The 13,559-nt window shown below is 47.8% G+C and carries 12 protein-coding genes, 3 tRNA genes and 1 riboswitch; of the genes, 8 read left to right on the top strand and 7 right to left on the bottom strand.

What is annotated here, in order from left to right; all coding sequences use genetic code 11:
* Positions 1-61: 61 nt before the first annotated feature.
* The 4 genes from hpt (at position 62) to QM657_RS19595 (ending at position 5,010) form a co-directional block, all read left to right on the top strand.
* Positions 62-589, top strand: coding sequence for a hypoxanthine phosphoribosyltransferase (hpt, locus tag QM657_RS19610; protein ID WP_415068389.1), 528 nt, complete (start codon positions 62-64; stop codon positions 587-589).
* 12 nt (positions 590-601) lie between these two features.
* Positions 602-2,416 carry an ATP-dependent zinc metalloprotease FtsH gene (ftsH, locus tag QM657_RS19605; RefSeq protein ID WP_415068387.1) on the top strand — a complete coding sequence of 605 codons (1,815 nt, stop codon included), beginning with the start codon at positions 602-604 and terminating at the stop codon, positions 2,414-2,416.
* A 356-nt stretch (positions 2,417-2,772) separates the two neighbouring features.
* Positions 2,773-4,836 (top strand): glycoside hydrolase family 13 protein, encoded by a 2,064-nt coding sequence (locus QM657_RS19600; protein ID WP_415068388.1) that lies wholly within the window; start codon positions 2,773-2,775, stop codon positions 4,834-4,836.
* A gap of 92 nt (positions 4,837-4,928) precedes the next feature.
* Positions 4,929-5,010 (top strand) — tRNA-Tyr (locus QM657_RS19595).
* A gap of 78 nt (positions 5,011-5,088) precedes the next feature.
* Here QM657_RS19595 and QM657_RS19590 read toward each other — a convergent pair.
* The 6 genes from QM657_RS19590 to QM657_RS19565 form a co-directional block, all read right to left on the bottom strand.
* Entirely contained in the window at positions 5,089-5,358 is a 270-nt protein-coding gene (locus QM657_RS19590; RefSeq protein ID WP_415068386.1) for a zinc ribbon domain-containing protein, read from the bottom strand.
* A gap of 62 nt (positions 5,359-5,420) precedes the next feature.
* Entirely contained in the window at positions 5,421-6,326 is a 906-nt protein-coding gene (locus QM657_RS19585) for a helix-turn-helix transcriptional regulator (protein WP_415068385.1), read from the bottom strand.
* 106 nt (positions 6,327-6,432) lie between these two features.
* The gene (locus tag QM657_RS19580; RefSeq protein WP_415068384.1) at positions 6,433-7,380 is read right to left on the bottom strand and encodes a hypothetical protein; all 948 of its coding nucleotides are present in this window, start codon (positions 7,378-7,380) and stop codon (positions 6,433-6,435) included.
* A 6-nt stretch (positions 7,381-7,386) separates the two neighbouring features.
* Positions 7,387-8,199 (bottom strand): class I SAM-dependent methyltransferase, encoded by an 813-nt coding sequence (locus QM657_RS19575; RefSeq protein WP_415068383.1) that lies wholly within the window; start codon positions 8,197-8,199, stop codon positions 7,387-7,389.
* Between the two features lie 146 nt (positions 8,200-8,345).
* On the bottom strand, positions 8,346-8,738 hold the full coding sequence (locus QM657_RS19570) for a desulfoferrodoxin family protein (protein WP_415068382.1): 393 nt from the start codon (positions 8,736-8,738) through the stop codon (positions 8,346-8,348).
* Between the two features lie 128 nt (positions 8,739-8,866).
* Positions 8,867-10,036 carry a cation:proton antiporter gene (locus tag QM657_RS19565; protein ID WP_415068381.1) on the bottom strand — a complete coding sequence of 390 codons (1,170 nt, stop codon included), beginning with the start codon at positions 10,034-10,036 and terminating at the stop codon, positions 8,867-8,869.
* Between the two features lie 55 nt (positions 10,037-10,091).
* A riboswitch (Fluoride riboswitch) is annotated at positions 10,092-10,165 on the bottom strand.
* Positions 10,166-10,282: 117 nt separating this feature from the next.
* Here QM657_RS19565 and QM657_RS19560 point away from each other — a divergent pair.
* Both QM657_RS19560 and QM657_RS19555 read left to right on the top strand, forming a co-directional pair.
* A tRNA-Phe gene (locus tag QM657_RS19560) sits at positions 10,283-10,355 on the top strand.
* Positions 10,356-10,398: 43 nt separating this feature from the next.
* Positions 10,399-10,469 (top strand) — tRNA-Gly (locus tag QM657_RS19555).
* 51 nt (positions 10,470-10,520) lie between these two features.
* Here QM657_RS19555 and QM657_RS19550 read toward each other — a convergent pair.
* Positions 10,521-10,910, bottom strand: coding sequence for a hypothetical protein (locus QM657_RS19550; protein ID WP_415068380.1), 390 nt, complete (start codon positions 10,908-10,910; stop codon positions 10,521-10,523).
* Between the two features lie 136 nt (positions 10,911-11,046).
* Here QM657_RS19550 and QM657_RS19545 point away from each other — a divergent pair, with 136 nt between their 5' ends.
* Together QM657_RS19545 and QM657_RS19540 are read left to right on the top strand one after the other, a co-directional pair.
* Entirely contained in the window at positions 11,047-11,754 is a 708-nt protein-coding gene (locus tag QM657_RS19545; protein ID WP_415068379.1) for a GntR family transcriptional regulator, read from the top strand.
* A 238-nt stretch (positions 11,755-11,992) separates the two neighbouring features.
* Positions 11,993-13,384: a citrate transporter gene (locus tag QM657_RS19540; RefSeq protein ID WP_415068378.1), complete on the top strand. Its 1,392-nt coding sequence runs from the start codon at positions 11,993-11,995 to the stop codon at positions 13,382-13,384.
* Positions 13,385-13,559 lie beyond the last annotated feature (175 nt).

Genomic DNA, 13,559 nt, shown 5'->3' with positions numbered 1-13,559 from the left:
GGAAGCGCCTTTCAGGCATACCATTATGCCCAAAATGCGGGGCAGGAAAGAGGAAAACACAATGGATGATAAGATACGTATACTGCTTTCAGAGGAAGAGGTTGCACAGAGAACAAGGGAAATCGCGGATATAATCAGCAGGGATTATGAAGGAAGGCCCCTTCACTTAATCTGCATCTTAAAAGGAGGCGTTTTCTTTACCTGTGAACTTGCCAAAAGAATCAGCATTCCCATTACCATGGACTTCATGTCCGTATCCAGCTACGGAGCCGGAACAGTGTCCAGCGGAATTGTAAGGATTGTCAAGGATCTTGATGAGCCCATTGAAGGAAAAGACGTATTGATTGTAGAAGATATCATCGATTCCGGCAACACCTTATCCTATTTGATTGAGGTGTTAAAGCAGAGGAATCCAAGCAGCATTGAGCTGTGTACTCTTTTGGATAAACCGGAGCGCCGGGTAAAGCAGCAGGTGAAGGTAAAATATACGTGTTTCACTGTGCCTGATGAATTTATCGTTGGCTATGGTCTTGATTATAATCAGAACTACCGGAATTTACCATATATTGGAATTATAGAACAGCAATAAGGAGGCAGCGTGTTGAAACAACAGCAACCATTCAGAAGTATGGGGTTTTTGCTCCTTCTGGCCGTCATTTTTATATTCGCCGTCAGCCAGACTAAAACAGGCAGCAGCATTACCAATCAGGAACTCATGCTGGCCATTGACCAGGGAACCATAGAAAAAGTGACCATCTATCAGAACGATCCCCCTCCCACAGGCAGGGTGGAACTGATCGTAGATGGCAGTGCGATGGAGGCCAACGTATCCAATGTCATTGACATTCAGGACCGTTTGGACCGCAATGGAGTTGATTATACTCTGGAAGCAGTGCAGAAGGAAAACCTATTCTTAAGCATTGCCCTGCCGCTCATTCTCACGGCAACGGCTCTGGTTTTTCTGTTCATGATGATGAACGCCAGGGCAGGGGCGGGAAGCGCCAATACCAGGATGATGAACTTCGGGCGGAGCAGGGCCCATCTGGCAAAGGATGCCAATAAGGTCAACTTCGGCAAGGTGGCAGGCCTTGAAGAGGAAAAGGAAGAGCTGGAAGAGGTGGTGGATTTCTTAAAAAATCCCCAGAAGTACACCGGAGTGGGAGCCAGAATCCCCAAGGGAATCCTGTTAGTAGGACCTCCCGGAACGGGTAAGACCCTTCTTGGAAAGGCAGTGGCAGGAGAAGCCGGAGTTCCGTTTTTCTCCATTTCCGGTTCTGATTTTGTGGAAATGTTTGTGGGTGTGGGAGCTTCCAGAGTCAGGGACCTCTTTGAAGAAGGAAAAAAACATGCCCCGTGTATTATATTTATCGATGAGATCGATGCCGTTGCCCGGCGAAGAGGTACGGGTATGGGCGGAGGCCATGATGAGAGGGAACAGACCTTGAACCAGCTCCTTGTGGAGATGGATGGCTTCGGTGTCAACGAAGGAATCATCGTGATGGCAGCCACCAACCGTGTGGATATTTTAGACCCGGCTATTTTAAGGCCAGGACGCTTTGACCGTAAGGTGGGCGTGGGAAGGCCTGATGTAAAGGGAAGAGAAGAGATTTTAAAAATCCACTCCAAAGAAAAGCCTTTGGCAGAAGATGTGGATTTAAAGAGAATTGCCCAGACCACTTCCGGATTTACCGGTGCTGATCTGGAGAACCTGATGAATGAAGCGGCTATTTATGCGGCTAAACAGGGAAAGAAATACATCAATCAGGCAGATATTGAGAAGTCGTTTGTAAAGGTTGGAATCGGAGCAGAGAAAAAGAGCAAGGTTGTTACGGATAAGGAAAAGAAGATCACGGCTTACCACGAGGCAGGCCACGCGATTTTGTTCCACGTGCTTCCTGATGTGGGACCGGTGCACACCATTTCCATCATTCCTACGGGAATCGGAGCCGCCGGATACACCATGCCTCTGCCGGAAACAGACCATATGTTCAACACCAGGGGAAAGATGCTTCAGGATATTATGGTGGGGCTTGGCGGAAGAATCGCAGAGGAAATCATTTTCGGCGATATCACCACAGGAGCTTCCCAGGATATCAAGCAGGCAACCGCCCTGGCCCGTGCCATGGTGACCCAGTACGGCATGTCCGATAAGGTGGGTATGATCAATTACGACAACGACGGCGACGAAGTCTTCATCGGCCGCGATCTGGCCCACACCAAGAACTACGGCAGCCAGGTGGCAAACACCATTGACAACGAAGTGAAGCGGATTATTGACGAGTGCTATGAAAAGGCCAGGGAGATCATCATAAAGCATGAGGATGTTCTCCACGAATGCAGCAAGCTTCTGATCGAGAAAGAAAAGATCGGGCAGCAGGAATTTGAAGCTTTATTTCCAGCTTCAGAAATAGCATAATTTTAATAAGACCAGCGCAGACCCGGTAAAATCTCTAATTTTTATTCCACGGTCTGCGCTTTTTTTTATACGGAAGAAGGGGATTGCAAAAATGCATAAAAATATTTATGAAAAAAACGTATGTTTGTGCACACTTATTTTGAAGACCATGATATATTAATAAATGTAACCCCCCCCCAATACATTATATAGTTTTTGCTACACCCCATAAGAAACGAAATACCTTCTCCGAAAAAACGGTCAGCTCCCCCGCTGGCCGTTTTTTCTAATTATTTGTGAAAAAGGCGGGGTTGTATATTTGGGTTGAATCGGATAGAATAGAACGTATAGATGACGAGAAAGGAAATATAGAAGATATGTGCTTCCAGGCTGAGACCATAGATAGAGATGCATTATTCACCGACGAGACAGAAAGTTTCCGATTTCCGGCAGAGCCTAATGAGGGAGACGACGTAATCCTGCTTTTTAGAACCGCAAAGAATAATGCGGACCTGGTCTGTTATATTCAGGAGGGCAAGGCGGAAGAGCCTGCCATGGAGAAGACAGATTCCGATGAATTGTTTGATTATTATGAATATAGATTAACCGCAGTAAACGACAAAATCAGCTACAGCTTTAAGGTGATAAAGGGCCGGGAAGTCTGTTACTACAGCAGGCTGGGCCCTTCCGACCAGAACGGGGCAGGCGTTCCGTTTCGCATTGTCCCCGGCTTTTCCACTCCGGAATGGGCCAAAGGGGCTGTGATGTACCAGATTTATGTGGATCGGTTCTGCAACGGGGATGAGAGCAACGACGTGGTGGACGGAGAGTACATCTACATCGGCAGGCCTGTCACCGGGGTAGAAGACTGGGGAAAGTATCCCAACCAGATGGATGTGGGGTATTTTTACGGCGGAGATTTACAGGGAGTCTGGGATCGGTTGGACTATTTGAAGAATCTGGGCGTGGATGCGATCTACTTTAACCCCATTTTTGTGTCGCCTTCCAACCATAAATACGACTGCCAGGACTATGATTACATCGATCCCCATTACGGTCTTATCGTAAAGGACGGAGGGCGGACTGTGGAGCCGGGAACTGCGGATAACAGCCGTGCGGAAAAATATATGATCCGGACTACGGATAAAACGAATTTGGAGGAAAGCAATGCATTTTTCGCCCGGTTTGTGGAAGAGGTCCACAACCGGGGGATGAAGGTGATTTTAGACGGCGTGTTCAATCACTGCGGCTCCTTTAACAAGTGGCTCGACGGAGAACGGATTTATGAGATGTCCGGGAAGTATGATCCGGGAGCTTACGTGTCAAAGGATAGCCCTTACAGAACCTTTTTTAAGTTTTACAATGAAGAGGCGTGGCCGTACAACTGCTCCTACGACGGCTGGTGGGGCCATTCCACCCTGCCAAAGCTCAACTATGAGGATTCCCCTATCCTCTATGACTACATCATGCGCGTCGCCCGGAAATGGGTTTCTGCGCCCTATAACGTGGATGGCTGGCGCCTTGACGTGGCGGCGGACTTGGGCCATAGCAGCGAATACAACCACAAATTCTGGAGAGATTTCCGCCGGGAGGTGAAGAAAGCCAACCCGGAGGCCATTGTGCTGGCAGAGCATTACGGCGACCCTTCCGGCTGGCTCCAGGGGGACCAGTGGGATACGGTCATGAATTACGATGCTTTTATGGAGCCTGTGACCTGGTTTCTGACGGGCATGGAAAAGCACAGCGATGAGAGCAACCCCCAGCTTTTCGGCGACGGGGAAAGCTTTTTCACGTCCATGAAGTACCACATGAGCCGCATGATGGGAAGTTCCATTCTGGTGGCCATGAATGAGCTGTCAAACCACGACCATTCCCGTTTCCTGACCAGAACCAACGGCCGGGTGGGAAGAACCTCCACCCTTGGGCCTGAGGCGGCTTCCAGGGGCATTAACTACGGCATATTCCGGGAAGCGGTCATGATTCAGATGACGTGGCCCGGCGCGCCCACGATTTATTACGGAGATGAGGCCGGAGTCTGCGGCTGGACCGATCCTGATAACCGCAGAACCTACCCATGGGGCGGGGAGGATTTGGAGCTGGTGGAATTCCACCGGTATATGACAGAGCTTCACCACTGCCTGCCTGCCCTGCGGCTGGGGTCCTTAAAACAGCTTTTGGCCGGATACCACCTCATCGCTTACGGCAGGTTTTACAGGGATAACATCTGCGCTGTAGCGGTCAACAGCCTTGATAAGGAACGGGCCGTGACCATCCCTGTCTGGCAGCTTGGCTTAAAGGACGGAGAGACCATGTCCCGCTATATGCTGACCTATGAAAACGGGTATAATGTGGGTAAGGTCACTTATGAAGTGGAGAAGGGCCAGATCACCGTTGACATGCCGGCAATCAGTTCCGTTCTTCTGGTCGGAGACCGGGAATAGAGTCCTGAATTCAGAACTTGGATTTTTTTCAAAAAAACCTTGATTTTTTCATGTCCCTATGGTAAAATTACGCTTGCTTGACAAAAAAGCATGGGCGGATTCCCGAGCGGCCAAAGGGGGCAGACTGTAAATCTGTTGTCGACGACTTCGAAGGTTCGAATCCTTCTCCGCCCAGTTTTAAGAATTGGAGATACAAAAAACATCCTTTTTAAAACGGTATGAAAACCGGATTGAAAAGGATGTTTTTTTGTCTTATGATCTGCTGTTCCAACGTTTTAGTGTGGGAAAAAACTGCGTCATCATCTGGCGCGCCTGCTCTGCGCTCATGCCGGGGTTGTTCTCTGTCATGTGGGGAATGCAGATTTCGATCATTTCTTCCATGCTGCCGTCAAAGGTGAACTTGCCGTCTTTGTAGCAGTACTGGCAGTAATCGGCACTTTTGCTGCCGTTTACTTCCGTGCCGTAAAAATCATCACCGGTTCCCATTGGCATTGCGCAGCTTTGGCAAAATTTCTGATCCATATTTTTCTCTCCTTTTATTTTTGATAACCTGATTGTACCATATAGAACCTGACAACTAATTGTCAGGTTCTGTGGTGGATCACAATTTTTTCGCCATAGTCGGCCAGATGTTTCTTTAAATCAGCAGGCTCCAGTATTTCGATTTCCGTTCCAAAGGAAAAGAGATACTCCATCACCCAGTTGTCCATGGGAAAATCAACTTCTACCAGCAAATGCCCGTCCGGCTGGAGCGTGATGCTGCGGTGATCAAATTCGTCATATACCCGGAATGCCATGGCTTCGGTAAAACGCAGTTTAAGATGTATGGAGGAAAGAGAGGGAGTATTTATTTCCAAAGGAGGGATGTCATCGGCATAGATATTGGAAAAGCTTTCCCCCGCAGGAGAGATGTGAAGGATGCGGCTGATCTTAAAGAGCCGGAAATCATCTGCCTGAAGGCAAAACGCCTGCAAGTACCAGCTCTTATCCTTATAAATCAATTTAAGGGGATGAATGCTGCGCTTCGTTGTTTCACCGGAGGTGCCGGAATAGGTCAGATTCAGGGTCTGTCTGTTTAAAATGGAATCTTTCAGCAGATTAAAGACCGCCATATCGGTGCGGTGCAGCCCCCAGCGGGAAAAATCCACTTCAATCCAGTTCTGCCGGGGCTTTTGAAAGGCGGTCCCCAGCTTTTGAAGCAGTGCCCCTACCTGCTGGTCAGCGGCCTGCAGGCTTTGAATGGCAAAGAGAAGCTGGTTTTGTTCCTCGTCTGAAAGCAGAGTCTTATCAAAGGTATAGCCCGGCATCAGAGAAATGCCCCCGCCTTTGCCCCGCGTGGCATAGACGGGTATTCCTGACATGGACAATGCCTCCGCATCCCGGTAAACAGTTCGCACCGAAACCTCCAGTATGCTGGACAGTTCCGGTGCAGTCATGGTTCCCTGCTCCAACAGCAGGTAGAGTAATTGGAATAAGCGGTCATTTTTCATGGTGTAACCTCATTTTTTCCGGATAAACACATTATAACACAAAAATATGACGGGTGCATTCCAATAAAATTTCAAGATGTGATTGCATTCAAATTTCGTTAAAGCCTCAATCCCCGCTCATTTTGTGACTCGCATTTTCCTGCTTTTTTGCACGAAGGGCAGCGATGATTGTAGGCACAGCTCCTACTACGGTGAAGATATATACCATGGCAAGATCACCGTAATAAACACCTGATTCGAGATAACCCTCCTCAAGAAGTACGGGGATTAACTGGAAGGCTGAGAATACGTCTAAATCCTCAAAATAGTTTGCGGCGCTGATGGCCCAGTCTGCACGGTTTCCTATATAAACCATCACCAGCATGATTGCAATGCTGATAACGATTCCCTTTTTGCTTAAGCGTCCGCCTAAAAGCTCATACCCTTTCAAGCTGCACACCCCAAGAACCAGGCCGGATAAAGCAGCTACATAACCCAACTGTCCCAGCAGGATGATGACCGCCACTCCGATCAGGGAACCCAGCAGAGCTCCTACAATGCCGCCGATCAGATTTTCCTTTTTCTGATTTTGCTGGACTTCCTTTACGGCTGCTGTTTCACAATGATCGGAAAAGCAGTGATCACATAAGAGCGTACTGGCGCCGGAAATATTATAAGGATCAGCGGCGCCCGGTGTTCCGCAGCTCTGGCAGCAGTTTTCAAAACTGTTTTCCCGCAGATAGTTTGTTATGGATTCCAGCCCTTCCCTTAAGTTTTCCAGGGTTTTATTTGCCGTCATACCTGCCCGCAGGGTATAACTGACCCGGTATCCCCGCACTGAACATCCTGTGACCGCCTTGGAGGTGGGCACAGCCTGTTTCATTGTCTTTATATTCGGCATCTCATTTCCATGGCGCACGGACAGACTTAAGATGAACTGATACGTTTCATTTACAGGTGACAGGAAAACAGAATAGCCGTTATGTAAGCCGAAAATGGTTGCCATCTGCGTATCCAGCGTCAAATTAAGCTGCCGGGCGAATTCAAGAAGAGTATTTTTATACTTCTTTCTCATATTACATCACTCCTCACTATTATATTTTTTCTTAAAGGCATACATGCCCAACCGGTTATTGGCAATGTACATCATTGGAATCAGCAGCTTTTTAACCCCAGGAAGGAGGTGGCGCATCTCTTCCGTGAAATTGATCAGGCCGATCTGCTTGATTCCGGGGCAGAGGCGTGTGATCTCGCTGCCGTCTTTCACGCCCCAGTGAAACTGAGCGCCGGTTTTCTTAACCGTATCATGAAGGCCTCCTTTGTTCACCAGCCCTTTATACAGCAAATCGAAATGGGCTTCAAAGCGGTCAAAGCCTCTGGTCAATATTCCGAGAAACTGGGCGACTTCCCTTTCGTGGAGAAACATCAGCATGCCTTCGGAAATAATCAGAAGGTGCTTGCCCCTCACTTCCACATCCAGTGTCCAGGAGGGGTCTAGGGCGGATTTTGAAATGTCCTTCACGCGTGGGTGATCTTCAAAAAACAGTTTGCGCTGTTCTATCACCTCAGGAAAATCCAGGTTATACCACATGATTTTTCCGTTATCCACCCTGGAAAAACGGGTATCCAGCCCGCAGCCCACGGACACGATGGTGCATTCCGGATGACGCCGTATAAATGCCCGCGCCTGGTCATCCATTGTTTTCGCCCTAGCCAGAACGCCGTAATAGGACATAAAGCCGCTGTCAAACTTGGAGAAGTCGTAGTCTATTTCTGCCGCTATTTCTGCAGCCTTTTGGTCGTTAAGGACAGGAGCCGCACTTGCCGCGTCTTTCGCCCGTACGTATAGTGTGATTAAAAGCGTCTCCATGACGCCGTCGAGTTTTACTGCCATATTCATTCCTCCCCGCATATTCTATGCATGATTAATTGGTTAGTTTAAACTAACTATACGCTCCGGTATTTTATTTGTCAAGAGTCAATGATGCTTTCCATATAAAAAGCCGGTTCAGTTTTTGGCTGAACCGGCTTCCTCAGTTTTTACGCCTCTGCCTTCCAGAAACCGTGAAGGTTGCAGTAAGCGAAAGCGGCCTTTGGAGAATCTCCTTTTTCCAGAGTAAAGCAGGCTTTCGGCTCGCAGTCAGGGCTTAAATTCACCCTCATGATGCCTCCGGCCTCGGTCTGGAGACAGACCCAGGTGATATTGTGTTCCTCAGACATGGGATGGAATACGCTTCCCACCTTTACCGTCACATGCTGCCCGTCTGTTTCAATGACCGGAACGTGTTTTTCCGAAGCTCCGTCGGAAGTGTTGGCTTCCAGCACTTCAAAGGGTTTTAAGCTGTCGGGAAGGGCGGCATTGGGCGTTCCCAAAATCACTTCCAGGATGACATTGCGGTTTTTGTCAGTTAAAAATACAGGTTCATTTTTCATGGGGTCCTCCGATCATAAAAGCTTCTATATATAATATAAAGCTGTTTTCATTTCCTTATCAGATTTCCCCAATGAGGGAGGAACCATTACACCAGATTTTTCCATCATAAAAATATCAAAATCATTTTTTACAGAAGCTTTTTATACGTAGCGTCCACAAGTGCCGCTCCCAAAGGCGCTGTGACCAGTATGGATAAAACCGCCGCAGTGAGGACAATGTCTCCGCAGGCCAGTCCCATAGCCAGGGGAATGCCGCCGATGGCAGCCTGAACCGTGGCCTTTGGAATATAGGCGAAAGCTGTGAAGATGCGCTCCTTTTTGTTGAGGCGTGTTCTGATGAGGCAGGTAAAAACACCCAGCATCCGAAATACCAGGACGCAGAATATGAGGGCAATAGCCATGAGCCCTGCATTTAAGGCATACGTAATATTTACGGTGGCTCCTACTAAGACGAACAGCCACACCTCGGCCCCCACCCACAGCTTTGAAAACTTCTCAGACAGCCGCATGGAAAGGTCGTATTTTCTCAGCCGTATGGAAGCCCCCAGGGCCATGACTGCAAGAAGGCCGGAAAATCCCATAATTCCTTTCATATTGTGTTCTGCCGTAACAAGCAGAAAAGAAACGGATAAAATCAAAATCACTTTTCCGCTGTCGCGGATGTGAAATTTGGTAAAGAAGGCGGACATGAGAATGCCTGTTAAGACTCCCACGGCCAGGCCTGAAAGGATGGAGGTAGGGATGGAAACAAAGCTTAAAGCGCTGATGGCTCCCCCTTCTGCCAGTCCGGTAAAGGCGGCAAACAGCACGATGACAAACACGTCATCCACAGAAGCCCCTGCCATGATGATCTGGGGAATGGATTTTTCTGTTCCGTAGCCTTTTTCTATGAGCTTTAGCATCCGGGGAACGACCACAGCCGGAGAAACGGCAGCGATCACGGTTCCCATAATGGCGGCCTCCAGACGGGTCACGCCCAGAAAGGAAGGGGCCAGAAGCACCATTCCCGCGATTTCAAAGCAGGCTGGCACAAAGCACATGAGAATAGCAGGACGCCCTGCCTTTTTTAAGTCCTCCACGTCCAGATTCAGCCCGGCTCTGGTCAGGATGATGATCAGGGCAATCTGGCGCAGCTCTGCGGATATGTTCAGGATTGAACGGTCCAGCAGGTTGAGGGCATAGGGCCCCAGTATGATTCCTGTAATGATCATGCCAAGAAGCCTTGGAAGCTTCAGCATTTCAAACAGTTTTCCCAAGGTCATTCCGCAGAGGAACACAAGGGCAAGGGATAATAGCATAGTAATCTCTCCAATCTACGCAGACGATCAAAAAAGCTGATGAGTCTGCGATTTTATAATCACAGAAGTCATCAGCTTTAAAAGCGGTTTAGGGAGTACCCAGGGGAGAACCTCATTCCCCGTTTCTGACATTATAATATGTTTCTCTAAGTTTGGCAAGATATTTGTTTTTTTCATCAAAATTAGAAAACTTGCTTGACAAGACAAACGAAATCTTGTAAAATTACACGTGTTGCAGATGGTTATGCCCAGATAGCTCAGTTGGTAGAGCAGTGGACTGAAAATCCACGTGTCGCTGGTTCGATTCCGGCTTTGGGCATTGTGCTTCCCTTAAGCACTTTTGAAATGTTTTGAGGTTCCGTGCGGGTGTAGTTCAATGGTAGAACACTAGCCTTCCAAGCTAGATACGTGGGTTCGATTCCCATCACCCGCTTTCACGAAAAACCGGAAAGTCTTTTAAAGACTTTCCGGTTTTTGTCATCCCTTAAACGGCCAGGCATATTTCTTTTCTTCTATCTGATATCTGAATACAACTGAAATTTCCCCACTTCATCCTTTCATATGGCAGACTGAGCGGACCTCTCTTCGCTTGAGTCAGAGTGTTCTTCCTCCCGCAAGCCGGATTCCCTCCGGCGGCTGTCGGACTGCTGTTTCCTGACTGTCTGTCTCTATGATCAGCCTGTTTCTGAAGAACTGGAGAAGGGTTACCATAGAAAAGGTTCTGAAGGGATAGAAGGTAACTTTTTAACTTGTATGCAATTATTATATTGGTTTTTTCTGGAAACATTATCCTGTTATTTGTGAAACCAGCCAGAATATTGAGGGATAATAAAAAAAATATAGAAAAAATGATAACAAAATAATTGATTTTCATAACTGGATGTGATATATTTTACAAAGCAGATAGAGGTAAAATACATATTTAGACAGACTGATATGCATTTGGCGGGATACTGATGTGCAATCTGAGAACCGCCTTGATGGAGAGAGATACACGGGAGGAAACGGAAATGGCAGAAGCAGAAAAAGGAAATCAGAAGAACGATATTTACAACCAACTTCGCCGTCACATACTGAGCCTTGATATCCCTCCGGGAGAGCGCCTCAGTGAAAATAATTTATCCGGCCAGATGAATGCCAGCCGGACCATTGTGAGGGAAGCCCTTTCCCGTTTGGTGGAAGAGGGATATATGGTGGTGTATCCTCAGCGGGGAACGGAAGTTACCTTATTAGATGTGGAACGGATCAGGCAGGCTGTGTTTGCCCACATTGTTTTGGAGCAGGCCATGATTGACGATATCTGCCGCCGGGGGCTTACCAAGCAGCAGGAGCAGCAGTTGGAAGCGGTTCTCAACCGGCAGAGGTCTGAGATGGATGACGAAAGCCCTGTTGATTTTCTGGTTACGGAGCAGCAGGTTCATTATCTGCTTTCCACATTTTGCGGCAGGGAATATGCCTGGGAGGTTTTCCGGACCATGGACTGCGATCTGCTTCGCTTGAATTATCTGCAGTATACGACCTTTAACTATAAGATTGATATGTCTTCCCTGACCAGCCGGGAGCATGCTCAGGTGGAAGGACGCCTTCTCCTTGATCATTTAAGGCGGCGGGATGCCGAAGCTGCGTGTTTGATCTGTGCCAATCATTTCAACACCATCCTCTGGAACGCAGGGACTCTTCGGGAAATTTATCCTCAGTTCTTTTCAGGAATGGCTTGATGCCGGACCTGATAGAAATAGATTTTTCACTATATTTGTTATGAAACACCCTGCGGGTGTACCATGATGCCCGGATTACAGGGCAGAAAAAAGGAAGCACCCTGCGGGTGTACCATGATGCCCAGATTACAGGGAAGAAAAGAGGAAAGGAGTTAAAAACCGGGATTTGAGAGACCGCCCAAGAAGCGGACAGAGTATTTACATGTGTGGCGAATAAAAAGTTATGGAGGTATTAATTGTGGAGTATATCATTGGTATTATCTTATTGATTTCTTTCTTTGGTCTGGCATACTACTGTGTCAAGGGCCATAACCTGATGATCGGATTCTTGCTGATCACAATTCTTTGGACTGTTTTACCCCTCGGTGGAACTTTCTTTGTAGGCGACGCATTCTTAGAGGCCAATCCTATTTTAAAATTCGGCCCTGACAACAAGATGATCGGTGCTTTAAACAAGATTTTCCAGTCAGCTCCTGAAGGCTGGGGAACCACTTTGGTAAACGTATGCTGGGGTGCATGGTTTGGACGCGTCCTGATGGATACCGGAATCGCTTCCACCTTAATCCGTAAAACGGTTGAGCTGGGCGGAGATAAGCCATTCGTTACCGTTGCCCTGTTAAACATCGTCACAGCTTTGATCTTTACCGCTATGACAGGTGCAGGCCCGGTTATCGCTATCGGCGTTATCGTACTTCCTATCCTTATGTCTCTGGGAATTCCCAAATCTGTTGCGCTGTTTTCCTTTATGGGCTCCGTTGCAGCAGGTATTTACTTAAACCCTGTAAACTTCGCGCAGTACCGTGCTTTCTTCATGAAGCCGGAAGAAATGCCTGACTTCACCCTTGGATGGTATGCAGCACACTGGGGCTATGCAGCTCTGGCAATCATGCTGATCGCTACCACCGTACTGTCTGCTGTTTACTTAAAGAAATCAAAGACAGTTCACTCCTGGGCTGCACAGACAAGAGGCGCTGCTTCTGAGCAGAAGAACGCTCCGTTCTACACCCTGATCCTTCCGGTTGTGCCTGTAGTTCTTAAGATCTGGCTTGATTTCTCCGTTATCGGCGGATTTATCATTGCAGGATTCCTGGCTCTTTTCCTTTGCGGAAGAATGGCTGGAAGCTTTAAAGAGAATTGTCAGCTTGTTAATAAGCTGTATTACGACGGCGTGGTTGATACCGCTCCCCTCGTAGGATTCCTTCTCACACTGCCTATGTTCAACCAGGTAGCGTCCTATGCTTCTCCTTACTTTAAGGTAATCATAGGCAATGTAATGCCAAGAAGTGAAATCGTTGTATGTATCGTATTTGCTATCCTGCTTTGCATGGGTCTGTTCCGTGGACCGATGACACTGGTTGGAAGCGGAGCTGCTACCCTTGGTGTACTTTCCAACGTTGCATCCTTCTCCGTACCTTTCCTTTATGCAGTATTTGCAATTCCTACAATCACCGTAAATATCGGAAGCTGTATTACTCAGTCCTGGGTTGCATGGGGACTTGCTTACACAAAGGTAGAGTCAAGAGAATTCTTAAAGCTCTCCATACCGAACGCATACTTAACCGGTGTGATTCAGTATGTGGCAACCTTTATCTTACTGGGAGGGCTCGGAGCTGCATGGTTCCTTGGCTAAAACCCGGTAAACAGATTTACATATACTCTCAAAATCCAAGGTATTAACCCATAAGTCCGGGGCGCCCCTGCGCGCCGGACGCTTTTCAACATTAAATGAAATGGGAAAAGCATGTCAGGAAAAAAAGAAAGGAATGGAAGAAGATGGCAGAGCATAGAGCAGTCCGTATGGGAAT

Origin of the sequence: Lacrimispora sp. (assembly GCF_047605665.1) — a bacterium.
Taxonomy (GTDB): domain Bacteria; phylum Bacillota; class Clostridia; order Lachnospirales; family Lachnospiraceae; genus Lacrimispora.
Note: the sequence above shows the minus strand (reverse complement) of the source record. Positions and strands in the feature narration are given on the sequence as shown.